The following is a 23,937-nucleotide window of genomic DNA, read 5'->3' as shown; positions in this document are numbered from 1 at the left end:
AGGCATCTTAGCCAGACGCTTCCCGAGAGGCGTTCGAGATGCGCTACTTCACGTCCTTCGCGAGGACAGCAACTGCGACGTTCCCGACCACTATCGTCAGCACGTAATTTGTTGAGCCGCTGAATGCCACACCTATACCAGCAGGCAACACCTTCGCCGCGGCCTTCTGTGTGAAAGTGATGGACAGCTTCTTGAACAGTTGCTTGATCGTCACTAGAAGGGGCCCCTTGAGATACTGATAGACGAGCTTCTGTGCGATCCGCTGGACCGCCTGCTTGCCACCCTGCGACGCCAGTTGCTCCAATGACCCGCCCAGTGCCAAGACGAATGCCAAGTGCTTCTTGTCTTCACCGGACAACTCAGCCTCAAAGAGTTCGACGAGACACAGGCACATATCGACCTGCATTTTGATCGTGATAGCGGCGTCTGCTGCACCGCCGCCGAGTAGAGAGACCACCGTGCCGATGCCCGGAATGACGCCCGGGACCGCTGTAGCAGCTCCAACCCCCGCGGCCACCGTCGCATAACGACCGATGATCCTCTTGGCGAGGCGACGCTTGTCCTCCAGCGATTCGGGCTCTCGGTTGAACTTCATTCTGAACGTGCGCCTGTAGCCGTCGACCAGTTTGGCTGCGTCCTCTGGACTTATCGCTACTGCTTCGACTGCTTGTTGCAGCCGCGAAGGCTCCAACTTGTCTGATGTGTTCTGTTTCATCTTCTTCCTGACGCTCAAGGCAGAACAGCGTTTGTTCGCCTACTGACGAGTGTGGCACTTCCGGAACTAGTCGGACGAGGCAACCTCTGGAAACCGGCTCTTCACAGATAAGAGTGGATGAGGGGTCGGAAGCCGCCGGCGTCGAGTAGGGATCTGGCGATGTAGTGGTGCAGGTTCCGGAAGCCTCTGGCGGTGCCGCGGAGGTGCTCGATGAGGCCGTTGATGGCCTCTGTAGGTCCGTTGCTCGTGCCTGGGTGGTCGAAGAACGCGAGCACGTCGGCTCGGCGCCGCTGCAGGGTCAGGCCGAGGGTGCGCAGCTCCTCCAGCCCGGCCGGGACCCCGGTCTTGATCGCGTCGATCAGTGCTTCCATGATCTGCTTTCCCTCGGCGGGGTCGGGGGCTTGGTAGGCGTCGATGACGCGCTGGTAGGCCTCCCAAGTGAGCTCGAACGGGGCGTGGCAGTCGTCGTGGAACACGCTCAAGAGCCGGAACCACTGCCTGACGGTGAGGAGCCTGGCGCGGGTGCGGGCGACGCGGCGGATGCCGTAGAGCGGGTCTCCGGAGCGGCCGCGATGCGCGAGGGTGGCTTGCTGGAGGCGTTGCCGGCACTGGTCGAGCTTCTCCCCGGCCAACGCGACCACATGGAACGGATCCATCACAGCCGTGACGTCGTCGATCGTCTCCACGGCGGCGGTCTTGTAGCCGGTGAACCCGTCCATCGCGACGATCTCGACCCCGTCCCGGAACGCGTCGCTCTGCTGCTGCAGCCAGGTCTTGAGTGCTTGTTTGGAGCGGCCCTCGACCATCGCGAGCAGTCGCGAGGGTCCGGTGTTGGTCCTTGTCGGGGTCAGGTCGATGATCACGGTGACGAACTTGTCACCGACCCGGGTGTGGCGCCAGACGTGCTCATCAACGCCGATCGTGGTGACCCCGTCGAGCCGGGCCGGGTCGTGGAAGAGCAGCTCTTCGGCGGAGGCGAGGATCGCGTCGCTGCAGGTGTTCCACGCCACCCCGAGGATGGCGGCGATCTTCGCGATCGAGAGCCGATCGATCACGATGTGCTTGACCGCCAGCGTCACCGCGTCCCGAGACAGCTTCCCCCGGCTCGGGGCCGCCGCGCGCACGTCATGGCGCCACACCCGGGCGCAATCCGGGCAGCGATAGCGCGGCACGTTGATGCGCAGGATCGTCGGCTTCCACCCGAACGGCACATGCGCCAGCTTCCGGATCACGGTGTCATGCCTGGTCCCGACGCCAGCACAGTCCGGGCACGGGATCGCCGGCGTGGTGGGTGAGCAGACGAGGACCGAGTGACCCGGCTCGATGATCTGCGCGGTGACCGTGAGGCCGAGTCGGTCGAGTCGGCAGAACGAATCCAGGCATGGTGAGGTAGCGTTTCGCATCAGGGCCCTTGGTTCTCGGGTGGTGATTAGACACCTTCATCCTTGCAACCAGGGGCCCTCTCACGTCCCTACGCCACGCTCACCATCCGCAGGCCACCAACGTCATCGTTGACGAACTACCCACCGCCTTCTGTGAAGAGCCTGGAAACCCACCGGACGCACGCCCCGGATCCCAGCCAGCCCAGAGTGACACGCGAGTCCTACGCCACGCTGGCACGCAGCAAGCGGATCGAAGCCGGAACGGGCATTGCCGTTACCCGGGTAACGCCCGTTCCCGGACTTGTCAGTGGCTCCCGCAACAATGAGACACATCAGCACAACGGCTGAGGGGGCGCCGGCACCATCCGGGCTCATCTGGCGAGAGCCCGAAGGGGTGGGAATATGAAGATCAATGCACTGCTCGACGTCAACGTCGTAGCCCACGAAACCGAGGACGAGGTCGCCGTCCTCCTGGAGCTCACCGCGCCGCCCGCCCCCGTGGACGCGGCGCGGAGGCAGGCCTCGTTCCAGGTCGTGCTGGACCGTTCCGGCTCCATGAACGGCCGGCCGCTCGAGGGAGCGAAGAAGGCGCTCGTCGAGTTGGTCCGTCGCCTCGAGCCGACGGACAACTTCGGCCTGGTCACGTTCGACCATTCGGCAGACGTCGTGGTGCCCGCGGGTCCCTTGACGGACAAGGACGCCGTCGTGAACCTCATCGAGGCGGTCCATTCCGGCGGCAGCACGGACCTGTCGTCGGGCTACATGCGAGGGCTCCGCGAGATCCGCCGGGTGGCCGGCGCATCGGGCGGCACGGTGCTCATCATCTCGGACGGCCACGTCAACGCAGGCCTCCAGAAGGTGGAGGACTTCCAGTCGCTCACGGCCAAGGCCTACGGCGACGGGATCCTCACCTCCACGCTCGGGTACGGCCGAGGATACGACGAGACGCTCCTCGCCGCCATCGCCCGGTCCGGTTCCGGCAACCACGTGTTCGCGGAGAATCCCGACGCGGCCGCCGCGGCCATCGCCGCCGAGGCGGACGGGCTCCTCAACAAGGTGGCCCAGGCCGTCGCGCTGACCGTGAAGTTTGAGCCGTCGGTGCAGTTTCTGCGCCTCTATAACGACCTGCCCGGCCACCAGATCGGCGACGGGACCGTGATGATCGAACTCGGCGACCTCTACTCCGAGGAGCACCGCGTGCTGCTCCTCAAATTCAAGGTGCCGGCAATGTCCGCCCTGGGCCTGGCGAAGATCGCGTCGCTCGAACTCGCCTACGTCGAGCTGCCCACGCTGGTGGAACACGTCGCGACGATCCCGATCAGCGTCAACGTCGTCCCCGGCGACGCCGCTGCCGGGCGAGTGCCGCACCCGACGGTGCGGACGGAGATGTTGTTCCAGGAGGCGCAGCAGACCAAGCGCAAGGCGTCGGAGGCGTTCGAGATGGGCGACCGGGCCACCGCGAAGCAGAATCTCGGCCAGACACGGCAGTTCCTGACGGATGCCCTGACCATCGCTAAGGACGGTGCCCGCGCCAACATCGAGGCAGAGCTCTCGGAAGTCGACAGGATGGACGCCATGGCCGACGCCGTTGAGACCACAGTCATGTCGAAGTTGACGAGGGAGTCGTACCACCTGGGGACCGCGAAGCGCGGACGGGACTTCCCTCCGTCCTCCTTCAAGGGCGAGGCGGACAAGACCGAGTGAGGGACGAGCAGACGATGACGTTCGTTGCGCCCGGCGAAGTGGGCCCCGGCGGGCCGCTCAGCGTGAGTTCCCAAACCATTGTTCATGCTTTCTGCGCGGCAGTCCGCTCTTCCAGATTCCTGTCAGTGGTGGCTGCTTCAATGGTCATATGATCGATATCGCGCGTGAACTGGAGCGGGCCGTGGAGGCCGCCTGTGACCACGTGCGCGCGCTCACGATCACCACTGACGACGACGTGGCCCAGGTCAACGCTCTGTTGGACTGCCTCCACGTCACCGAAGCCCAGCTCGCCGGAATGCGCTTGCAACTCCTGGGCGAGGCTCAACTCGCCGGCGCGGCTGCCGTGAGCGAACGGGTGCGCAGTTCCTCCCGCACCACCACCAGCGAAGCCTCCGCCGCCATCCGGCTGGCCACCGACCTCTCCGACCGGTTCTGGATCCTCGCCGACGCGCTGAAGGACGGGTCGATATCGGTCGCGCAGGCCGAAGCCATCATCCACGGACTCAAGCGATTACCTGCCTCCTTGGGCCGACACGACTTGGAGCGCTGCCAGCGCCAGCTCCTGGAGTACTCCGAGGACCTCGGCCCGGCCGAACTGCGCGTCGCGGCCATGCGGATCTGGGAACTGCTCGACCCGGCCGGCGCCGAGGAACTCGAAGCGGCTCGGCTGGCGCGGGAAGAACGCCGCGCCAAAGCCGGGCGTGGCTTCCGGCTCACCCCGGACTTCCACGGCGCCATGCGCATCTCGGGCTCACTTCCGATGGCCGATGGCGCCCTGCTGCAGGCCCAGCTCGATGCACTGATGCCCTCGGCCGCCTCCTACGCAGGCGCCGATGACGTCCCACCCGACGCAGATGCGCGACGCGCCGATGCGCTCATGACCCTGGCCGGCATCGCGGCCAACGCCGGCGAAGTGCCACACCACGGCGGCGATCGACCCCATATCCACATCACCATGCCCTTGGCCCTGCTCACGAATAACGGGCCGGGTGCGGCCGTGTTCGGCTTCGACGGCGAGACGCTATCCGCCGGCGAGGCCCGACGCTTGGCCTGTGACGCTGGAATCATCCCGATCGTCCTGGGCAGCGAGAGTCAACCCCTCGACGTGGGCCGGGAGTACCGCCTCGTGTCCAAGGGCATCCGGGCAGCGCTGATGCACCGCGACCAAGGCTGCGCATTCCCCCACTGCACCGCGCGCCCCGCCGCATGCGAAGCCCACCACATCGCACCGTGGTGGTCCGGCGGCGGCACATCACTGGACAACCTCGTCCTGCTCTGTCCCTACCACCACCGACTCGTCGAACCCGACCCCGATCGGCCACCCGAATGGCAGTGGCGCATCGAGTTCCATCCGGACACCGGGCGGCCCCTCTTCGTCCCACCGAGAAACGTTGACCCAGGACGACGACCCCGACAACACCGTCGCTTCACCCTCAACGAGATGACGGCTCCACCACCCTCTGAGGGACGAGTGCGCCCAGAACCGGGTGTGCGGGAGTTGCGGACCTCCCCCGCGTGGGTCAGTTAGTGACTGGGTTCTGAATCCGGCCCTCCGAGGACCGGAAACAGACGCTTCCGCCCGTCGGTCACTCCCTGACCTGCGGCAGCTTGACCTTCGCGGAGCGCCTCGGGTTGGACGGCGGGGGCACTACCGGACCGATGTCGCCGTCGGGAGCGACGTCGAGATCGACGATGACCGGGGCGTGGTCGCTGGGCAGCTTGCCCTTGCGGGCCGCCCGGTCGATCCAGGCAGCCTGAACCCTGTCCGCCACCGGACGTGACGCCAGCACCAGGTCTATGCGCATCCCGAGATCCTGATGGAACATGCCCGCGCGGTAGTCCCAGTAGGAGAACACGTGGTCGTGCTCGGGCCAATGGTCCCGGACGACGTCGACGAGGCCGAAGTTGGTGATGCGCTGCCGCTCCAGGTCGGTGACGTGGGTGTGACCGACGAAGGCGGCGGGGTCGAACACGTCGGCATCCGCGGGTGCCACGTTCACATCACCGCAGAGTGCGACGTCGGCCGGCCCCTCCTTGACCGCGGCAGCCAAGGCGTCGAGCCACTCGAGCTTGTACGCGTAGTGGTCCGAGCCGACCTCCCGCCCGTTCGGCACATACAGGCTGTGCACACGCACCCCGTCGCAAGTCGCGCTGATGGCCCGGCCCTCTGCGACGCCGCCGTAGTCCGGCTGTCCCGGGAAGTTGAGCTCGACGTCGGCGAGCCCGACCCGCGACAGCAGCGCCACCCCGTTGAACCCGCCCTGCCCGTGGTGGGCCATCTGGTAGCCCAACGCGGCCAACGGTTCCGCGAACAGGTCCACGAACGCGGCGTCCGACAGCTTGGTCTCCTGCAGACACACGACGTCCGGGCGCCGCTCCTCGAGCCACGGCATCAGCCGGGGCATGCGCTGCTTAGCGGAGTTGACGTTCCAAGTGGCGATCCTCACAACCGCGAGGCTACCGTCCGGGGAGAACGAAAGCGCCCCTCCGGAGAACCGGAGGGGCGCAGATGCCGTGTGGATGGCAGGTCAGCGGGAGCGGAATCCACGGGAGAAGTCGGCCGCGCTACGCGAGCTGCCCGACCCCGCCGCGACGGGCGAGCTGGAGCCACGGGAGCCGCGGCCACCCCGTCGCGATCCGCCGTTCGCCTGCGGCTGCTGACCACGGCCACCGCCCTGACGGGCACGGCCAGCGCCGCCACCGGTTGAACGGCCTCGGCCGCCGCCCCCGCCGTGGCGGGTCTGCGGCTGGTCGGACTGACGGTTGGCGCCGGCCAGCTCCGCGGCCTTCTCCGCCGGGAGGAACGTCCGCTCCCCCGGCGCGAGGTCGGAGAGGATGCCGTGGCCGGGGGCCGCGTCGGTGAACTTCGGCGAGATCTTCGCCTGGCGCAGCAGCGTGCGGACCTCGTTGCGCTGCGCCGGCAGCTCGAGGGTCACGACGGTGCCGGACGCTCCCGCGCGGGCCGTGCGGCCGGAGCGGTGCAGGTACGCCTTGTGCTCGGCCGGCGGATCAGCGTGCACGACGAGGGACACGTCGTCGACGTGGATGCCGCGCGCCGCGATGTCCGTCGCCACCAAGGTGGTGACCCGACCCGAGTGGAAAGCGTCCATGTTGCGGGTGCGGGCGTTCTGGCTGAGGTTGCCGTGCAGGTCCACCGCGGGGATGCCCATGCCGAGCAGCTGCTTGGCGAGCTTCTTCGCGCCGTGCTTCGTGCGCGTGAAGATGATCGTGTTGCCGGGGGCGGCGGCGAGGTCGGCCAGGACCTGCGTGCGGTGCTCGTTGCTGACGCGGAGCACGTGGTGCTCCATGGTGCCCACCGGCGAGTGCTCGGAGTCCGCCTCGTGGGTGACCGGGTCGTGGAGGAACTGCTTGACGAGCGTGGAAACGCCGGCGTCGAGCGTCGCGGAGAACAGCATCCGCTGCCCCTTGGCGGGCGTCGCCTGCATGATCTTGCGCACCCCGGGAAGGAAGCCCATGTCGGCCATGTGGTCGGCCTCGTCGATCACCGTGATCTCGATCGCGGAGAGGTCGGCGAAGCCCTGGCCCATCAGGTCGAGGAGGCGGCCGGGGCAGGCGATGAGCACGTCGACGCCGCGCTGCAGCGCCTTGACCTGCGGGTTCTGACCGACCCCGCCGAAGACGACGGTGGAGGTCAGGCCGGCGACCTTCTCCAGCGGCGCGAGGGAGGCCGCGATCTGGGTGGCGAGCTCACGCGTCGGCGCGAGCACCAGCGAACGGGGCCGCTTGGCATGCTTGCGGGTGTTCGATTCGACGAGGCGAGCCACCAGCGGCAGCAGGAACGCGAACGTCTTGCCCGAGCCGGTGCGGCCGCGGCCGAGGACGTCGCGCCCGGAGAGCGAGTCGGGCAGCGTGGCGGCCTGGATCGGGGTGGGCGAGGTGATGCCGCGCTCCGAGAGTGCGGCGACGAACGAAGTGGGCACGCCGAGGCGTGCGAAATCTGAAGACAAGTGGGTACCTATCGGGAGTAAGTGTCTCACCGAGTGCTGTAAGCAATGCGAAAAGCGGCGTCCGGCAGCCGAGGCTGCGCGCCAGCGGCCCGAGGCAAGACTGGGCGGGCCGACTCCTGAAGACTAGCAGCCAACTCGTTGAAACCGGGAATTCCCGCGCGACGGGCGCCCAGGACGCACCTGCGCCCCGCCGGGAATCCGGCAGGGCGCAGGGATATCTTGCGGCTACGACGAGCGTCAGTTGGCGACCCTCGCGGGGATCGTCTTCGGCTTGAACGCGGGCCGGGTGGCCTCGTAGGCGGTGATGTCCGCCTCGTGCTGGAGCGTCATCGAGATGTCGTCCAGGCCCTCAAGGAGGCGGTGGCGGGTGAAGTCGTCGATCTCGAAGCCGATCTTCGTCCCGTCGCCGAGGGTGATCTCGCGGTCGACGAGGTTGACCTCGATCTCCTGGCCCGGGTTCGCGTCGATGTAGTCCCAGATCTGCTTGACGGTCTCCTCGCTCACCACGCCGACGACGAGGCCCGCCTTGCCGGCGTTGTTGCGGAAGATGTCGCCGAAGCGGGAGCCGATGATCGCCTTGAACCCGTAGTTCTGCAGCGCCCACACGGCGTGCTCACGCGACGAGCCGGTGCCGAAGTCGGGCCCCGGGACGAGGATCGACCCGTTCTTGAAGGCCTCCTGGTTGAGCACGAAGTCCGGGTCGTTGCGCCATGCGGCGAACAGCCCGTCCTCGAAGCCGGTGCGCGTGATGCGCTTCAGGTAGACGGCCGGGATGATCTGGTCGGTGTCGACGTTGCTGCGGCGCAGCGGGACTGGGACGCCGACGTGGGTGGAAAACTTCTCCATGGTGTGAGTCCTTATCTCGTTCTCAGAGGTCGGCCGGCGAGGACAGGTGGCCGGTGATGGCGGTCGCGGCGGCCACGGCGGGCGACACGAGGTGGGTGCGGCCACCCTTGCCCTGGCGGCCCTCGAAGTTGCGGTTCGACGTCGACGCCGCCCGCTCCCCCGGCTTCAGCTGGTCAGGGTTCATGCCGAGGCACATCGAGCAGCCGGCCTCGCGCCACTCGGCGCCGAACGCGGTGAAGACCTTGTCCAGCCCCTCCTCCATGGCCTGGATGCGGACCCGGGCGGAGCCGGGGACGACGAGCATCCGGACGTTCTCGTGGATCTTCTTGCCCTCGATGACCGACGCGGCGAGGCGCAGGTCCTCGATGCGGCCGTTGGTGCAGGAGCCCAGGAAGACGGTGTCGACGTGGATGTCGCGCATCTTGGTGCCCGGGGTCAGGTCCATGTACTCCAGCGCGCGCTTGGCCGTGGCCTGCTCGACCTCGGAGTCGAAGTCCTCCGGCGCGGGCACGGTGCCGCCCAGCGGGACACCCTGCCCGGGGTTGGTGCCCCACGTGACGAAGGGGGTCAACTGCGTGGCCTCGATGTCCACCTCGACGTCGAAGGTTGCGTCGTCGTCGGTGCGGAGACTCTTCCAGTACTCGACCGCAGCATCCCAGTCCTCGCCCTCGGGCGCGTGCGGGCGGCCCTTGATGTAGGCGAACGTGGTCTCGTCGGGGGCGATCATGCCCGCCTTGGCGCCCCACTCGATCGACATGTTGCAGATCGTCATCCGGCTCTCCATGGAGAGCGCCTCGATGGTGGTGCCGCGGTACTCGACGATGTGGCCCTGGCCGCCCCCGGTGCCCACCTTGGCGATGAGCGCCAGCACGATGTCCTTCGAGGTGACGCCGTCGGGCAGTTCGCCGTTCACGTTGACGGCCATCGTCTTCTGGCGCTTCTGCGGCAGCGTCTGCGTCGCGAGGACGTGCTCCACCTCGGAGGTGCCGATGCCGAAGGCGAGCGCGCCGAAGGCGCCGTGCGTGGAGGTGTGCGAGTCGCCGCAGACGATCGTCATGCCGGGCTGGGTCACGCCCAGCTGCGGGCCGACGACGTGCACGATGCCCTGGTCCTTGTCACCCAGCGAGTGGATGCGGACGCCGAAGTCCTTCGCGTTCTGCCGCAGCGTCTCCACCTGCTTGCGGGAGGTGGGCTCGGCGATCGGCTTGAGGATGTCGATCGTGGGGGTGTTGTGGTCCTCGGTGGCGAGCGTGAGGTCAGGGCGGCGCACCGGGCGGCCGGCGAGTCGCAGACCCTCGAACGCCTGGGGGCTGGTGACCTCGTGCACGAGATGCAGATCGATGTAGAGAAGGTCCGGCTCTCCCGCCGCAGCGCGCACGACGTGCGCGTCCCACACCTTCTCGCTGAGGGTCTTCCCCATGAGTACACACCTTCCAATGTCGTCTGAGGACGAAAGTAGTTCCAGCGTAGTTGCCAACCACTTGTCAGTCCACATGCTGAACAGGTAGTCTCAACATATGGACCAATCAAGTGGAGTCGGTGTCCTCGACAAGGCAGCCGCCGTGTTGTCCGCGCTGGAACACCAACCGTTGACGCTCGCCGGTCTCGTGACGGCGACGGGCCTCGCCCGCCCCACCGCCCACCGCCTCGCGGTGGCTCTGGAGCACCACCGCTTCGTGGGACGCGACCTCCAGGGCCGCTTCGTGCTCGGCCCCCGCCTGCTCGAACTCGCCGACGCCGCCGGTGAGGACCCGCTGCTGTCGACGGCCGGCCCCATCCTCACCCGCCTGCGCGACATCACCGGTGAGTCGGCACAGCTCTTCCGTCGCCAGGGCGACGTGCGCGTCTGCGTCGCGGCGGTCGAGCGGCCCCAGGGCCTGCGCGACACCGTCCCGCTCGGCGCCCAGCTCTCCATGAAGGCCGGCTCCGCGGCCCAGGTGCTGCTCGCCTGGGAGGAGCCCGAGCGCATCGGCAAGCTGCTCGAGCAGGCCACGTTCACCGAGTCCACCCTCCAGACCGTCCGCCGACGAGGTTGGGCGCAGTCCGTCGCAGAGCGTGAGCCCGGCGTGGCGAGCGTGTCCGCCCCCGTGCTCGCGCCGTCCGGCCGGATCCTCGCCGCGGTCTCCTGCTCGGGCCCCATCGAGCGACTCTCGCGCTACCCCGGACGCCTCCACGGCGCCGCCGTCATGGCCGCGGCCGAGCGGCTCTCGGAGGTGCTCCGTCGCAGCGGCAACGCCGAGTGACGGAGGGACTTTTTCCTAGCCATCACGCCTAGCGAGGCGTAAAATTGGTCCATGAAGCCAAGGATCGTCTTCGCACTCCTCGCGACGTTGGCGCTGCTGGCCGGGTTGCTCCCCCGGACGGCGTTCGCCGCCCCCACCGTCGGCGCCGCCAGCGCCGGTACCAAGACCGTTGGCTTCAGCACCTATGTCTGGGGCACCGTCACCGAATCCGGCTCACAGCCCGTCTGGACGGAGGTGAGACTCGGCACCGGCTGGTCCCGCTCCCAACTCGGCCGGACGGACAGCAGCGGGCGCTACACGCTCGAACTCACCTACGGCTTCACGACCCCCGGCAACTACGTCTACCGCGTCGGCTCCGCTACCTCGTCCGGCACGGTGTACTCCTCCGAGTTCACGCTCACCCGCACTCCCTGGCAGGTCGCCAGCTCCGGCACCAAGCCGGTGGGCCAGACCACGTACACGTGGGGCACCATGCCGTCGGCGGCGAACCGCAAAGTGTGGACTGAAGTCCTGCTGAACGGCGGCTGGTCCGCCTCGCAGGCCCGGACGGCCGACTCGTCGGGCTCCTTCGCCATCCCGCTGACCTACGGCGCCAACACCGTCGGCCGCTACACGTACAGGGTCGCGGCCAGCACCGCCCGGGGCATCGTCTACTCGCAGGCCTTCACCCTCACGCGTACCGCGCGGGTCGAGGCGTACAGCGCCGGCACCAAGGAGGTCAACCAGACCACCTACACCTGGGGCACCGTCCACGGCTACGGCGGCGGGCAGGTGTACACGCAGGTGCTCATCGGCGGGAGCTGGTCCACGTCACAGGTGCGCACCTCCAGCAGCACCGGCGCCTTCACGATCCCGCTGACGTACGGCGCCTCGACGCCCGGTACCTACACGTTCCGCGTCGCCGCGAGCACACCGGTCGGGACGGCGTACTCGAACGCCTTCACGTTGACCCGCACGGCCTCCGTCGACCTCGTCGAGAAGTGGCGCGGTCAGGACATCGAGGTGTTCCCGACGACCAGGAGGGTGGTCGCGCTCACCTTCGACGGCGGTGGCGACAACACGGCGGTCAGCAGGATCCTCTCCACCCTCAGGAACAACGGGGTACCGGCGACCTTCTTCGTCACCGGAGACTTCGCCCGTGACTTCCCGAACGACGTGCGGGCCATGGCGGCCGGCGGCCACCCGGTGGGCAACCACAGCAACACCCACCCGTACTTCTCCCAGATCACCGACGCGGCCATCCGGTCCGAACTGAGCTTGGCCGACAGCGCCATCAGCGGCCTGACCGGGAAATCGACGAAGCCGCTGTTCCGCTTCCCGTTCGGCGACCGGACCAGCTACGACATCCAGGTGGTCAACAACGCCGGCTACATCCCGATCCGCTGGACGATCGACACGCTCGGCTGGAAGGGCGTGACGGAGGGCTACACGGCCGCCGTCGTGCGGCAGCGCGTTTTGGACGGACTGCGTCCGGGTGCGATAGTGCTCATGCACGTCGGTGCCCACCCACAGGACCGGTCGACGCCCGACGCCGACGCGCTGCAGGGCATCATCGACGACCTGCGCGCCCGCGGTTACACCTTCGCGACGGTGAGCGACCTGCTGAAGGAGACCTGAGGAAACCGCAACTTGAACCATAGGTTGCAGGTTTGTGGGGCGATAATTGATTGAGGGTCTGAAAGATCCTTAGCATCGGCACATGCAGCTACGCAACTTCCTCGCGCCCCTGGTGGCGCTGATCGTACTGGTGGGCCTCACTCCCCCAGCCCTCGCGGCGCCCTCTGTCAGCGCGGACAGTGCCGGCACCAAGCCGGTGGGGTACAGCACCTACGTCTGGGGCAACGTCTCCGACTCACCGAACCGCGACGTCTGGACCGAGGTGAAGCTGGGCGGCAGTTGGGCCCGCTCCCAGTCCAGCCGGACCAACGGCAGCGGCAACTACACCCTCGAGCTCACCTACGGCTTCACCACGCCGGGTCAGTACCAGTTCCGAGTGGGCGCCGCCACGTCGGCCGGCACGGTCTACTCGAAGGAGTTCACCCTCGCCCGCACGTCGTTTACGGTCAGCTCCGCGGGCAGCAAGCCCGTCGGCCAGACCACGTACACCTGGGCGACCCTCCCCTCCGCGGCCGGCCGTAGCGTGTGGACCGAGGTCCAGTTGAGCGGCGGCTGGGGCCGCTCGCAGGTGCGGACGGCGAACTCGTCGGGATACTTCTCCATCCCGCTCACCTACGGCGCCGACACCCCGGGCACGTACACCTTCCGCGTCGGCGCCAGCACTCCCCGCGGCGTCGTCTACTCGAAGCCCTTCGCCCTCCAGCGCACCGGCGGCTCCTACCGCGTCGACGCCTACTCGGCCGGCACCAAGGAGATCAACCAGACCACCTACACCTGGGGCACCGTCCACGGCTACGCCGGTGGCCGGGTCTCGACCCAGGTCCTCATCGGCGGCCACTGGTCGACCTCCCAGGTGACCAAGTCCAACGGCAGCGGCGGTTTCACCCTCCCGCTCACGTACGGCGCCAACACCCCCGGCAAGTACACCTTCCGCGTGGCGGCCTCGACCCCGACCGGCACCGTCTACTCGAACCAGTTCACCCTGACGCGCACCGCACCGGCGACCGCCGCGCCGGCCCCGTCGCCCACACCGGACGGCGTGGGATCCGACCTCCTCACCGCTGTGAACCGCGCACGGGCCGCGGGGGCGACCTGCGGAACCACCAAGATGGCCCCCGCCCGCGCGCTCTCCTGGGACGCACTCCTCGCCAAGGCAGCCCAGCGCCACAGCACCGACATGGCCACCAAGGACTTCATGTCGCACACCGGCTCCGACGGCAGCTCGATGAGCAGCCGCGTGTCGGACACGGGCTACGACTGGCGCACCGTCGGCGAGAACGTCGCCGCCGGACACCGGTCGGTCACCGCCGTCATGGAGGCCTGGATGAAGTCCGAGGGCCACTGCCGCAACATCATGAACCCCAACTTCACGGAGTTCGCCGCGGCGATGGTGTCGAACGACAACAGCACCTACGGGATGTACTGGACGCAGACCTTCGCCGCGCCGCGCTGACCGACGGCACCGACGAAAGAGGGCCCCTCCCTCGGGATGGGGTCCTCTTTCGTTGTCGGTGGTTGGTCGGGGTTCGGGGCGGCAGTCAGCCGCCGCACCCGAGGGTGCAGATACAAAAAGACCCCCTCTTTCGAGGGGGTCTTCCTTTTGTAGCCCCGACGGGATTCGAACCCGCGCTACCGCCTTGAGAGGGCGGCGTGCTAGGCCGCTACACAACGGGGCCATGTAGGGATAGAGGATTTCTCCTCCGCAGGGGTACCTGGACTCGAACCAAGACTAACTGAACCAGAATCAGTCGGGCTGCCAATTACCCCATACCCCTAGGTTTTCGGTGCGGCTGGCACGAGAAGAAACTGTACAGAACTCCCGGCGGTTACGCAAAATCGGGGCTCAGGGCGTCGTCGTGGCGACCCGCATCCGCCTCCCCATCCACCACGCGACGAGCGCGAACACCGTGAACGTCAGGATGTCCCAGGCGGCCTTCCCCCAGGTGATGGACTGGATGGCACGCGCATCGGCGACGCTGGTGGTGAAGATCGCGTAGCCGAACGCACCGAGGTTGTTGATCACGTGGGCCGCGATGCCCGCCTCCAGCCCGCCCGTGGCCACCACCAGCCAGCCCGCGACGATCCCGAAGGCGAAGCGGTGCACGAACAGCGCCGGGTTCTGGACGCCGTGCATGAGCGCGAACAGCAGCGCCGAGCCCACGATGCCCACCCACGCCCTCCCGCTGGCCGACCCCATGGCCTGCAGCACGTACCCGCGGAAGAACACCTCCTCGGCGAGCGCCTGCAGCGGCGAGGAGATCAGCACCACGAGCACGAACCAGCCGGCGTACAGCTGGCCCGAGTTGAACTCGGGGGCCCCCGTCCACAGGAAGCTGAGCCACAGCATCCCATTGAGCACCACGAAGGCGATCCCAAGGGTCACGAGGAGGTAGCGCCAGCGCATGCCCGGTTGCACGGAGAACGTCCACCGCGGCGCCCTGCCGTGCAGGAAACGCATGATCGCCAGCACGACCAACGTGAGCGACGCCAGCCCGAGATGGCCCGCCAGCAGCCCCTCCGGGAGTTCGTAGGCAAGCGCCGAGGCTGCGTACGCCGCGTAGTCGCCGCCTCCCCGCAGCAGGAAGCCGATGCGCAGCACGACCTCGCTGACGAAGCGCACGACCACGACGAAACCCGCCAACGCGGTGAGCACGCCGAAGGCGAGACGGAACAGTTGGGCAGGGCGCAGCACCAGGGGGTAGGTGACCCCCGACGGTGGGTCCTCCGGCGGCCCCTGGTGCAGGATCGTCTCGCTCACTCGGAGATGATCTTGTTGGTCAGGGTGCCGAGCCCGTCGATGCTGATGCTCACCTCGTCGCCGTCCTCCACGGCGCCCACCCCGGCGGGCGTGCCGGTGAGGATGAGGTCGCCGGGCAGCAGCGTGATCGACTTGGTGATCTCCACGACGAGGTCGACGATGCCGCGCACCATGTCGCGGGTGTTGCCGTCCTGGCGGAGCTCGTCGCCCACGTGGGTCTGGATCCCGAGCTGGGAGGCCTCCTCGATCGTGAGGTGCGTGTTGATCCACGGACCGAGCGGGAGGAACGTGTCGGATCCCTTCGCCCGCCACCACTGGCCGTCGCCTCGCTGCCACTCGCGCGCGGAGACGTCGTTGGCGATGGTGTAGCCGAAGATCACGTCCTTGACCCGCTCGGCCGGCACCTCCTTGCAGAAGCGGCCGATCACGATGGCGAGCTCGCCCTCGTAGTGCAGCTCCCGCACCCCGGCGGGGCGCACCACGTGCTCGCCCGGCCCGATGACCGACGTGTTGGGCTTGAAGAAGGCCAGCAGCTGCTCCGGGACCTCGCCGCCCATCTCCTTGGCGTGGTCGGCGTAGTTCTTCCCGATGCACACCGCCTTGCTCCGGGGGATGACCGGGGCGAGGAGGCGCACCTCGTCGAGGTCGAAGCGCTCGCCGGTGTAGTTCACCGGCACGCCCGCGAGCGGGTCGGCCGTGAGTGCAGCGATGGTGTCTGGGTGGTCCCCGGCGTCGACGGCGAGCTCGATGATCCCGTAGGTGGGCTCCATACCGTCCTTGGCGAAACGTGCAATGCGCATGGCGCCCAGCTTAGTGTCGGGCCACCTGCTCGGCGAAGGCGCGGGCGATCCGCTCCCCCGTCGCCGACACCTCGTCGTCCACGGCCCGCATCTGCTCCAGCATCGCGCCGCTGTCCTGCCCCCGGTTCGTGGCCCACTGGGCCATGCGCTCGGGCGGCGCCTCGGGATGGAACTGCACCCCCACCGCGCTGCCGAGCCGGAACGCCTGGTTGCGGTACTTCTCGGTCGCGGCCAACTCGACGGCACCCTCGGGGAGGCGGGTGACCACGTCGAAGTGCGACTCGGCCACGGTCACCTCGCCGAGCCCGGCCAGTGCGGAGAACAACGGGTCCTCGGCGGCCTCGTCGGTCCAGGCGAGCCGCCGCGGTCCGTGCTCACCGCCGGTGGGGTGCCCGACGGTCACCTCGCCGCCCAGCGAGTGGGCCAGCACCTGGTGCCCGAGACAGATGCCGAGGACCGGCCGGTCGGCGGCGACCGCGTCGCGCAACAACCGTCGGAGCGGCAACATCCAGGGCCGGCTGTCGTCCAGCGCGTTCGGTCGGCCGCCGAGCAGGATGATGCCCTCCCTGCACTCGTCCAGCGTGGGCACGGGGTGCCCGTCGAAGATGTCGAGCACCTCGGTCTCCAGCCCGAGCCAGTCCCCGAACCGGTCGATCCCGACGGCGACGTCGGGGCGCAGGACGGTGATCAACTGTGGAGCAACCCGTAGACCATGGCATCGCGCAGCGCCTCCCAGGAGGCCTCGACGACGTCCGTGCCGACCCCGACCGTGGTCCACGTCCGGCCCTCGTACGAGGTGTCGATCAGCGTCCGCACGACCGCGTCCGTGCCGTGGCCCTCGTCGAGGATGCGGACCCGGTAGTCGGTCAGCTCGAAGCCCTCCACCACCGGGTACACGGCGGCGACGGCCTCCCGGAGGGCGCCGTCGAGGGCGTTGACCGGGCCGTTGCCCTCGCTCACCACCATGCGGCGGTCCCCGTTGGCCTTCACCTTCACGGTGGCCTCGGACAGCCCGTGGCCGTTGCGCTCCTCCGTAAGCACCCGCCAGGAGTCCACCTCGAAGGGCAGCTCGAGCACCCCGAGCTCGTCGCGCAGCAGCAGCTCGAAGCTGGCGTCGGCGGCCTCGTACGAGTAGCCCTCGGCCTCGCGGGCCTTCACGACGTCTGTGATGCGAGCGGCGAGCTCGCGATCCGTCAGGTCGAAGCCGAGCTGCTCGCCCTTGATCTGGATGTTCGCGCGGCCCGCCATGTCGGAGATCAGCATGCGCATGTCGTTGCCGACCAGCGACGGGTCGATGTGCTGGTAGAGGTTCTCGTCGACCTTGATCGCCGACGCGTGCAGCCCGGCCTTGTGCGCGAACGCCGCGCCCCCGACGTAGGGCTGGCGGTTCAGGAGCGGCTGGTGGGCGACGAGGGCGATCGCGTGCGCGATCCGGGTGAGCTCGCCCAGCTGCTCGGCGGGGAGGACGTCCCAGCCGTACTTCAGCTGCAGGTTGGGGATGAGGGCGGAGAGGTCGGCGTTGCCGGTGCGCTCGCCGTAGCCGTTGAAGGTGCCCTGCACGTGCATCACGCCGGCCTCGACGGCCGCCAACGAGTTCGCGACGGCGCACGAGGTGTCGTTGTGGGCATGGATGCCGAGGTTGGCGCCCGTGGCGGCTGCCGCCTCCACGATCTCACCGATCCAGCTGGGCAGCATGCCGCCATTGGTGTCGCACAGCACGACGACCTCGGCGCCGGCCTCGTGCGCGGTGCGGACCACCTGGATCGCGTAATCGGGGTTGGCGCGGTAGCCGTCGAAGAAGTGCTCGCAGTCGACGAAGACGTGCTTGCCCTCGCTGATGAGGAACTGGACCGTGTCGCGGACCATCTCGAGGTTCTCCTCGAGCGTCGTGCGCAGCGCGCGGGTGACGTGCTCGTCGTGGCTCTTCGCGACGATGCAGACGTAGTCGGTGCCCGCGTCCACGAGCGCGCGGGTGAGCGCGTCCTCGGAGGCCCGCACGCCCGCCTTGCGGGTGGCGCCGAAGGCGACCAGCTTCGAGCGGCGCAGCTCGAGTTCCTTGGCGGCGCGGGAGAAGAACTCCGTGTCGGCCGGGTTGGCGCCCGGCCAGCCGCCCTCGATGAACGTGACGCCCAGTTCGTCGAGGTAGCCCGCGATCCGAAGCTTGTCGTTGACGCTGAGGCGCAGGCCTTCCTGCTGCGCACCGTCGCGCAGGCTGGTGTCGAAGATGTGCAGCTCGGTGGGCCGCTGGGGCAGCTTGGGCATGGCTTCTCCTTGTCCGGACTGCAGCGCAATATACAAGCAGTTGTGCGGGAATCGTCTCGACTTGTGGACAATGGACATCCACGACGGGGGTCGTCCCGTCGGAGATCGCTAGGCTGCTCGACATGACTGAGCGCAAGAACATCGCGGTTATCGGGGGCGACGGCATCGGCCCGGAGGTCACCCGCGAGGCACTGAAGGTCCTGGAGACGGTGAGCCCCGGCGCCTTCAACTTCCACGAGTACGACCTGGGCGCCGAGCGCTGGCAGCGCACCGGCGAGGTGCTGCCCGAATCGGTGCTCGAGGAGATCAAGGGCGTCGACGCCATCATCCTCGGCGCGGTCGGTGCCGCGCCCGGTTCCAAGTCCATCCCCTCCGGCCTGCTGGAGCGTGGGCTGCTGCTCAAGCTGCGCTTCGAACTCGACCACGCCGTCAACCTGCGCCCGTCCCGGCTCTACCCCGGCGTGCCCACGCCTCTTGCCCAGCACGTCGTCGAGGGTCGCGAGATCGACTTCGTCGTCGTCCGCGAGGGCACCGAGGGCCTCTACTGCGGCAACGGCGGCGCCGTCCGCACGGGCACGCCCCAGGAGCTCGCCACCGAGGTCAGCGTCAACACCGCCTTCGGCGTGGAGCGGGTCGTCCGCGACGCCTACGCCCGCGCCCAGCGCCGACGCGGCAAGCTCACCCTCCTCCACAAGCACAACGTGCTCGTCAACGCCGGCAAGCTGTGGAACCGCGTCTTCACCGAGGTGGGCGCCGAGTTTCCCGACGTGGAGACCAACTACCTCCACATCGACGCCGCGATGATCGCCATGGTGGTGGACCCGTCGCAGTTCGACGTGATCGTCACCGACAACCTCTTCGGCGACATCGTCACCGACCTCGCCGCGGCCGTCACCGGCGGCATCGGGCTCGCCGCGTCCGCGAACATCAACCCCTCCGGCGACTACCCGTCGATGTTCGAGCCCGTGCACGGCTCGGCCCCGGACATCGCCGGCCAGGGCATCGCCGACCCGACCGCGGCGATCTCGTCGATGGCGCTGCTGCTGGACCACCTCGGCGAGCGGGAGCTGGCGGCCCGTATCGACGAAGCGGTGGCCACCGACATCGCCGAGCGCGGCTCGTCGCGGACCTCCACGACCGAGACCGGGGACCGGATCGCCGGACGGCTCGCATGAGGCCCGTCGCGCTGATCACCGGCGGCTCCCGCGGGCTCGGCGCGGCGATCGCACGTGAGCTGGTGCGGACCCACCGCATACTCGTGGGCGGAACCAACCCCCGCAGCGTCGACGCCATGGTGGCCGAGCTCGGCGACGCCGAACCCTTCATCGCCGACCTCCGCGACGACAGCGCCCTCGCCCACGCGGCCGCGGGCGTCGAGCGGGTCGACGTGCTGGTGCACAACGCCGGCGTCGAGATGGCGAAGACCGTCGAGGAGAGCACTCGGCAGGACTTCCGCGAGATGTTCGAGGTCAACGTGTTCGCGGTCGCCGAACTGACCCGCCTGCTCCTGCCCAAGCTGCGGGAGACACGCGGCCACGTGCTGACGATCAACTCCGGCATGGGCTTCCGCTCCACCAGCCGCGGCGCCCTCTACAGCGGCACCAAGTTCGCGCTGCGCGCCTTCACCGACGCGCTCCGCGAGGAGGAGCGCGGCCGCGTGCGTGTCACCTCGATCCACCCCGGGCGCATCGACACGGACATGCAGCGCGCGATGATGGCCCGCGACGGCCGCGAGTACCAGGCCGAGCTCTACATCCGGCCCGAGTCCGTGGCGGCCACCGTGCGACTCGCGATCGACACCTCACCCGAGGCCAACATCGACGAGTTGCAGATCCGGCCGGTCACGATCACCTGACGCGCCGAGCGCGGCGACAGCCTCGCCCAGTTGGTCCACCAGCCGGGCGAGGCGAACCAGTTCGGACGCCAGGGCCCCTCGGCCCTCGAAGGCCTCCACCGCGTCCAGCCCGCACCAGCGACGGATCACGTCGCGCGCGTCACCCCGCCCCCAGCGCCGTTCCTCCCGCTCATACGGCGGTGGGTCCACCATCGGCGGCACGGAGCTGAGTGCGGAGGCGGGGTACCTTCGGCACAGTGCGACGGCGATCCGCTCGGCGGCGAGCGCCGACGTGAGCACCCCGCCCTCCTCCTGTGGCAGCCTGCCGCACTCGGCGTACAGGTCCTCGGCCCTCACGCCGAGGCGCGTCTCCAATCGCCCCTCGTCGCGGATCAGGACCCGGCCCGAGCGCAGTTCCGCCACGTCCTCGGGAATCAGCTGGAAGATCCGCCGCACCGCTTCGGCGCCGTCGCGCTCGCCGCACTGGCGGTTCACGAGGTCCTCCATGGCCTTCTGCGCGTGCCACGCGTCGGCGTCCTCCCAGGCGCAGACCAGGGTGGATCCCGACACCTCCCGCTCGCGTCCATCGTCGAGCCGGATCATGTAGCGGTCCTTCTTCGGCCGCGGGATGACCTCGATGATCTCCGCGCGCTGCAGTTGCCTCGTCTGCGTCGTGGCCCTGTGGCCCCACTGCTCTCCAACCTGCATTTCGCTGTCCTTCCTTCGGTGGTCGGACGGCCAGTCAACCCGCAGCCGGCGTCAATGCGAGGCGAAACCCGGGGACTGTGGAGAACTCGTCACCGATCCCGTTTGCCCTTGGGGACAAAGATCACGATCGAGATCAGCGCCGCGATGGCCATCAGGGCGTTGAAGCCGAGCCCCACCATGCCGGCCTCGCGGATCGCCACATTGTCCTGTCTTCCGGTGAACTCGATCGCCGCGCCGACGATGTCGACACCGGTCGTCTCCAGCGCCGTGAAGATCGCGGCCGAGGCGGCCACGCCGAACGCCGCCCCGAGCGACGAGGCCATCTTGTAGATGCCCGAGCCCGAGCCCACCTGCGCGTCGGGCAGGTTGGACAGCGCCGCGTCGGTGGAGGGTGTGGCGTAGAACGCCAGGCCCAGGCCGAAGAGCGAGTACGCCACGGCGGCGAGGATGACGTACTGCCACTGCAGGGTCTGGGTGGCCATCAGCATGCCGATCGAGGCGAGCACGATGATCGTTCCCCACAGCATGGGCCGCCTGGGCCCGAAGCGCTGCAGCAGCTTCTCCCCCACGCGGATGAACGCGATGATGAACACTGCGTAACCGATGGTGATGTAGCCCGCCTGCGCCGCGCTGAGGCCACCGGCCCCCTGGAGCACCCAGAGCGAGACGGTGAGCGCGCCGGCGGTGCCGTTGATGAGGAAGTTGGAGATCGTGGCGCCGGTGAAGACCGTGTTGCGGAACAGGCCGAAGTCCACGAAGGGGCTCGCGGTCTTCAGTTCGGTGTTGAGGAATACGCCCATGGCCACCAAGAAGGCCGCCATGAGTCCCCAGGTGGCGGGGCTCGTCCAACCGAGTGCGGAGCCCTGCGTGACGACGATGAGCAGGGCCGCGAGCGCCACGGCCAGACTGATGATCCCCACCCAGTCCGTCCGGCCCTGGGCTCCAGCGCCCGGCGCGGCCTCCGGGATCTGGCGCATGAGGAGGATCGAAGCCACCGAGATCAAGGCGCGGATCACGAAGATGGAACGCCAGCCCAGCACGGTGGACGCCATGAAGCCGCCGAAGACGGCCGTCAGCCCGGAACCGCCCCAGGAACCGATGGACCACATCGACACCGCCCGTTGGCGGGCGGGTCCGTCCCAGTACACCTTGAGGAGCGCCATGGTGGTGGGCATGATGGAACCGGCCGCGAGTCCCTACAGGATGCGCCCGACCAGGATCATCGGCGAGGCCGCCCCGCCCACTGCGGCGGCGATGAGCAGCGAGCCGGCGATGTTGAACAGGTTGCCGAGCAGCGCGATCTTCTTCAGTCCGTAGCGGTCGCCGAAGCTGCCGAACATGACGATGAACATGCCGGAGAACAGCGCCGACAGGGAGATGGCGATGTTCATGACCTCCATCGGCATCCCCACGTCCTGCGCCATGAGGGGGCCGATGTTCATCGTCGTCTGGGCGAACAGCCAGAAGGTGATGACTGCCAGGACGATGCCGAGCAGCGCCGAATCGTCGCCGTCGAAGGTCCGGGGCTGGGCCGTTCGCTGCGTGGTCATGGTCCCACGCTAATCCCGGGACGGCCCAGCCGGGGGTCACTCCTGCGCGTCGCCCTTGATGGTGCCCGCCGTACGCTGCTGGAGGTAGCCCAGCAGGTCGATCCCGGTGGTGTTCTTGACCATCTCGACCGTCTGGAGCACGTTGTCGTTGACCTGACGGGGCAGCGCAGCGGCCCCGTCGGTGGAGATGACGGTGAGCTTGTCGATGGCGCCCATGGGCGCGGCCACCTTCTCCGCGACCTCGGGCAGCACCTCGATGAGCATCTGCAGCACCGCGGCCTCGTTGTACTTCGCGAAGGCGGCGGCCCGCTGGTCCATCGCGTCGGCCTCGGCCTTGCCGACGGCGGCGATCGACGCCGCTTGAGCCTCGCCCTCGGCGCGGATGGCGTCAGCCTCGGCGATGCGTCGGGCCTTCTCCGCCTCGCCCCGCTTGGCGCCCTCGAAGGCCTCGGCCTCTGCGAGCGCCTGGCGACGTGACTGTTCGCCGACGCCGGTGAGCCGCTGCCGCTCGGCCTCGGCCTCGGCTGCGGCGATGGAGGCGGCCTTGCGTGCCTCGGCCTCGTAGATCTCCGACTGGCGGCGACCCTGAGCGTCGGTCTCCACCTCGTAGCGTCGCGCGTCCGCGGGCTTGCGGACCTCCGTGTCGAGCTGGCGTTCCTTCAGGGCCGCCTGCCGGACGGCGACCTTCTCCTGCTCCGCGAGGATCGCCTGGTCGCGGTCGGCCTGGGCGAGCGGCCCCGCGGCCGCGGCCTGCGCCTTGGCGGCGTCCGTCTCCGCTTGGATCTCCGCCTCCTTGAGCACGAGCGCGCGTTCGGAGATGGCGATCTCCTGCTCGGCGAGGATGCGGGCCTGTTCGGCCTCGCGACGGGCCTCCGCCTCGGCGACGGCGGCGAGCCGTCCGACGCGGGCCGACTCCGGCCGCCCCAGGTCGGAGAGGTAGGAGCCGTCGTCGGTGATGTCCTGGATCTGGAAGGTGTCGAGCACGAGGCCCTGCCCCGTCAGGGACGCCTCCGCCTCGTCGGCGACCCGCTGCGCGAAGGCCGCGCGGTCCCGGATGATCTGCTCCACGGACAGGGAACCGACGATGGAGCGCAGCGACCCCGCGAGCGTCTCCTGGGTGAACGTCTCGACCTCGTCCTGCTGCATGAGGAACCGCTGCGCGGCGGCCCGGATCGAGTCCTCGTTGCCGCCGACCTTGACGATCGCGACCCCGTCGAGGTTGAGCTTGACGCCCTGGCCGGAGACGGCGTTGCGGATGGTGACCATGATGCGTCGCGACGAGAGGTCGAGGACATGGAGTCGCTGGATGAAGGGGATGACGAACACGCCACCGCCCATGATGACCTTCTGGCCGGACAGGTCCGTGGAGACGAGGCCGGTCTCCGGATTCGTGACGGCCCTCCCCTTCTGCCCGGTGATGATGTAGGCCTCGTTGGGTCGGGCGACCTTGTAGCGGCTCGCGACGAGCCAGATGATGAGGACGACGAGCAGCACGATGCCGCCGACGCCCCACAACAGGGACGGGATCTCAGGCACGGACGACGCTTCTT

Annotated in this window: 20 protein-coding genes, 2 tRNA genes and 1 pseudogene; 7 read left to right on the top strand and 16 right to left on the bottom strand. The window is 68.6% G+C overall.

Features of this window, described 5'->3' with window-relative positions; genetic code table 11:
- Positions 1-43: 43 nt before the first annotated feature.
- Together BLR46_RS10080 and BLR46_RS10075 are read right to left on the bottom strand one after the other, a co-directional pair.
- The gene (locus BLR46_RS10080; RefSeq protein WP_218118423.1) at positions 44-733 is read right to left on the bottom strand and encodes a hypothetical protein; all 690 of its coding nucleotides are present in this window, start codon (positions 731-733) and stop codon (positions 44-46) included.
- An 83-nt stretch (positions 734-816) separates the two neighbouring features.
- Positions 817-2,118, bottom strand: coding sequence for an ISL3 family transposase (locus BLR46_RS10075; RefSeq protein WP_093251619.1), 1,302 nt, complete (start codon positions 2,116-2,118; stop codon positions 817-819).
- Between the two features lie 381 nt (positions 2,119-2,499).
- On the opposite strand from BLR46_RS10075, the gene BLR46_RS10070 reads away from it, so the two are divergent.
- Both BLR46_RS10070 and BLR46_RS10065 read left to right on the top strand, forming a co-directional pair.
- A complete protein-coding gene (locus BLR46_RS10070; protein ID WP_093251618.1) occupies positions 2,500-3,801 on the top strand; it encodes a vWA domain-containing protein in 1,302 nt (433 codons plus the stop codon).
- A gap of 148 nt (positions 3,802-3,949) precedes the next feature.
- Positions 3,950-5,329, top strand: a complete 1,380-nt coding sequence (locus tag BLR46_RS10065; RefSeq protein ID WP_093251616.1) for an HNH endonuclease signature motif containing protein — start codon at positions 3,950-3,952, stop codon at positions 5,327-5,329.
- 58 nt (positions 5,330-5,387) lie between these two features.
- On the opposite strand, the gene BLR46_RS10060 is transcribed toward BLR46_RS10065, so the two are convergent.
- The 4 genes from BLR46_RS10060 to leuC form a co-directional block, all read right to left on the bottom strand.
- Positions 5,388-6,248 (bottom strand): exodeoxyribonuclease III, encoded by an 861-nt coding sequence (locus tag BLR46_RS10060; protein WP_093251615.1) that lies wholly within the window; start codon positions 6,246-6,248, stop codon positions 5,388-5,390.
- 81 nt (positions 6,249-6,329) lie between these two features.
- Positions 6,330-7,769 carry a DEAD/DEAH box helicase gene (locus BLR46_RS10055; protein ID WP_093251613.1) on the bottom strand — a complete coding sequence of 480 codons (1,440 nt, stop codon included), beginning with the start codon at positions 7,767-7,769 and terminating at the stop codon, positions 6,330-6,332.
- 237 nt (positions 7,770-8,006) lie between these two features.
- Positions 8,007-8,615, bottom strand: a complete 609-nt coding sequence (gene leuD, locus BLR46_RS10050) for a 3-isopropylmalate dehydratase small subunit (protein WP_093251612.1) — start codon at positions 8,613-8,615, stop codon at positions 8,007-8,009.
- Positions 8,616-8,637: 22 nt separating this feature from the next.
- Complete coding sequence (gene leuC, locus BLR46_RS10045) at positions 8,638-10,035, bottom strand: 3-isopropylmalate dehydratase large subunit (protein WP_093251610.1); 1,398 nt, start codon at positions 10,033-10,035, stop codon at positions 8,638-8,640.
- A gap of 97 nt (positions 10,036-10,132) precedes the next feature.
- Here leuC and BLR46_RS10040 point away from each other — a divergent pair, with 97 nt between their 5' ends.
- The 3 genes from BLR46_RS10040 to BLR46_RS10030 all read left to right on the top strand — a co-directional run bounded on the left by BLR46_RS10040 (position 10,133) and on the right by BLR46_RS10030 (position 13,928).
- The gene (locus tag BLR46_RS10040; protein ID WP_093251609.1) at positions 10,133-10,858 is read left to right on the top strand and encodes an IclR family transcriptional regulator; all 726 of its coding nucleotides are present in this window, start codon (positions 10,133-10,135) and stop codon (positions 10,856-10,858) included.
- A 51-nt stretch (positions 10,859-10,909) separates the two neighbouring features.
- Positions 10,910-12,475 (top strand): polysaccharide deacetylase family protein, encoded by a 1,566-nt coding sequence (locus BLR46_RS10035; protein WP_218118422.1) that lies wholly within the window; start codon positions 10,910-10,912, stop codon positions 12,473-12,475.
- A gap of 82 nt (positions 12,476-12,557) precedes the next feature.
- A complete protein-coding gene (locus BLR46_RS10030) occupies positions 12,558-13,928 on the top strand; it encodes a CAP domain-containing protein (RefSeq protein ID WP_093251607.1) in 1,371 nt (456 codons plus the stop codon).
- Positions 13,929-14,078: 150 nt separating this feature from the next.
- Here the strand turns inward: BLR46_RS10030 and BLR46_RS10025 are convergent.
- The 6 genes from BLR46_RS10025 to cimA all read right to left on the bottom strand — a co-directional run bounded on the left by BLR46_RS10025 (position 14,079) and on the right by cimA (position 18,295).
- Positions 14,079-14,151, bottom strand: a tRNA-Glu gene (locus BLR46_RS10025).
- A 27-nt stretch (positions 14,152-14,178) separates the two neighbouring features.
- Positions 14,179-14,250, bottom strand: a tRNA-Gln gene (locus tag BLR46_RS10020).
- A gap of 68 nt (positions 14,251-14,318) precedes the next feature.
- The gene (locus BLR46_RS10015; protein ID WP_093251606.1) at positions 14,319-15,233 is read right to left on the bottom strand and encodes a CPBP family intramembrane glutamic endopeptidase; all 915 of its coding nucleotides are present in this window, start codon (positions 15,231-15,233) and stop codon (positions 14,319-14,321) included.
- Complete coding sequence (locus tag BLR46_RS10010) at positions 15,230-16,033, bottom strand: fumarylacetoacetate hydrolase family protein (RefSeq protein ID WP_093251603.1); 804 nt, start codon at positions 16,031-16,033, stop codon at positions 15,230-15,232. Before BLR46_RS10010 ends, BLR46_RS10015 begins: the two co-directional genes overlap by 4 nt.
- Before the next feature lie 10 nt (positions 16,034-16,043).
- Positions 16,044-16,724, bottom strand: coding sequence for a type 1 glutamine amidotransferase (locus tag BLR46_RS10005; RefSeq protein ID WP_093251601.1), 681 nt, complete (start codon positions 16,722-16,724; stop codon positions 16,044-16,046).
- Positions 16,721-18,295, bottom strand: coding sequence for a citramalate synthase (cimA, locus tag BLR46_RS10000; protein WP_093251599.1), 1,575 nt, complete (start codon positions 18,293-18,295; stop codon positions 16,721-16,723). Before cimA ends, BLR46_RS10005 begins: the two co-directional genes overlap by 4 nt.
- 122 nt (positions 18,296-18,417) lie before the next feature.
- Here cimA and BLR46_RS09995 point away from each other — a divergent pair, with 122 nt between their 5' ends.
- Together BLR46_RS09995 and BLR46_RS09990 are read left to right on the top strand one after the other, a co-directional pair.
- Positions 18,418-19,470, top strand: coding sequence for a 3-isopropylmalate dehydrogenase (locus BLR46_RS09995; protein ID WP_093251597.1), 1,053 nt, complete (start codon positions 18,418-18,420; stop codon positions 19,468-19,470).
- Complete coding sequence (locus BLR46_RS09990) at positions 19,467-20,150, top strand: SDR family oxidoreductase (protein ID WP_093251594.1); 684 nt, start codon at positions 19,467-19,469, stop codon at positions 20,148-20,150. The genes BLR46_RS09995 and BLR46_RS09990 overlap by 4 nt, the downstream gene beginning before the upstream one ends.
- On the opposite strand, the gene BLR46_RS09985 is transcribed toward BLR46_RS09990, so the two are convergent.
- The 4 genes and pseudogenes from BLR46_RS09985 to BLR46_RS09975 all read right to left on the bottom strand — a co-directional run bounded on the left by BLR46_RS09985 (position 20,097) and on the right by BLR46_RS09975 (position 23,923).
- A complete protein-coding gene (locus BLR46_RS09985; protein WP_093251585.1) occupies positions 20,097-20,837 on the bottom strand; it encodes a hypothetical protein in 741 nt (246 codons plus the stop codon). The genes BLR46_RS09990 and BLR46_RS09985 overlap by 54 nt on opposite strands.
- A gap of 89 nt (positions 20,838-20,926) precedes the next feature.
- Positions 20,927-22,021, bottom strand: a pseudogene (locus BLR46_RS09980) (MFS transporter); the annotation flags it as partial.
- A 12-nt stretch (positions 22,022-22,033) separates the two neighbouring features.
- Complete coding sequence (locus BLR46_RS15275) at positions 22,034-22,387, bottom strand: MFS transporter (protein ID WP_218118420.1); 354 nt, start codon at positions 22,385-22,387, stop codon at positions 22,034-22,036.
- Between the two features lie 36 nt (positions 22,388-22,423).
- Entirely contained in the window at positions 22,424-23,923 is a 1,500-nt protein-coding gene (locus BLR46_RS09975; protein ID WP_245701639.1) for a flotillin family protein, read from the bottom strand.
- Positions 23,924-23,937 lie beyond the last annotated feature (14 nt).

The organism is Tessaracoccus oleiagri, assembly GCF_900103275.1.
Classification (GTDB): Bacteria; Actinomycetota; Actinomycetes; order Propionibacteriales; family Propionibacteriaceae; genus Arachnia; species Arachnia oleiagri.
Note: the sequence above shows the minus strand (reverse complement) of the source record. Positions and strands in the feature narration are given on the sequence as shown.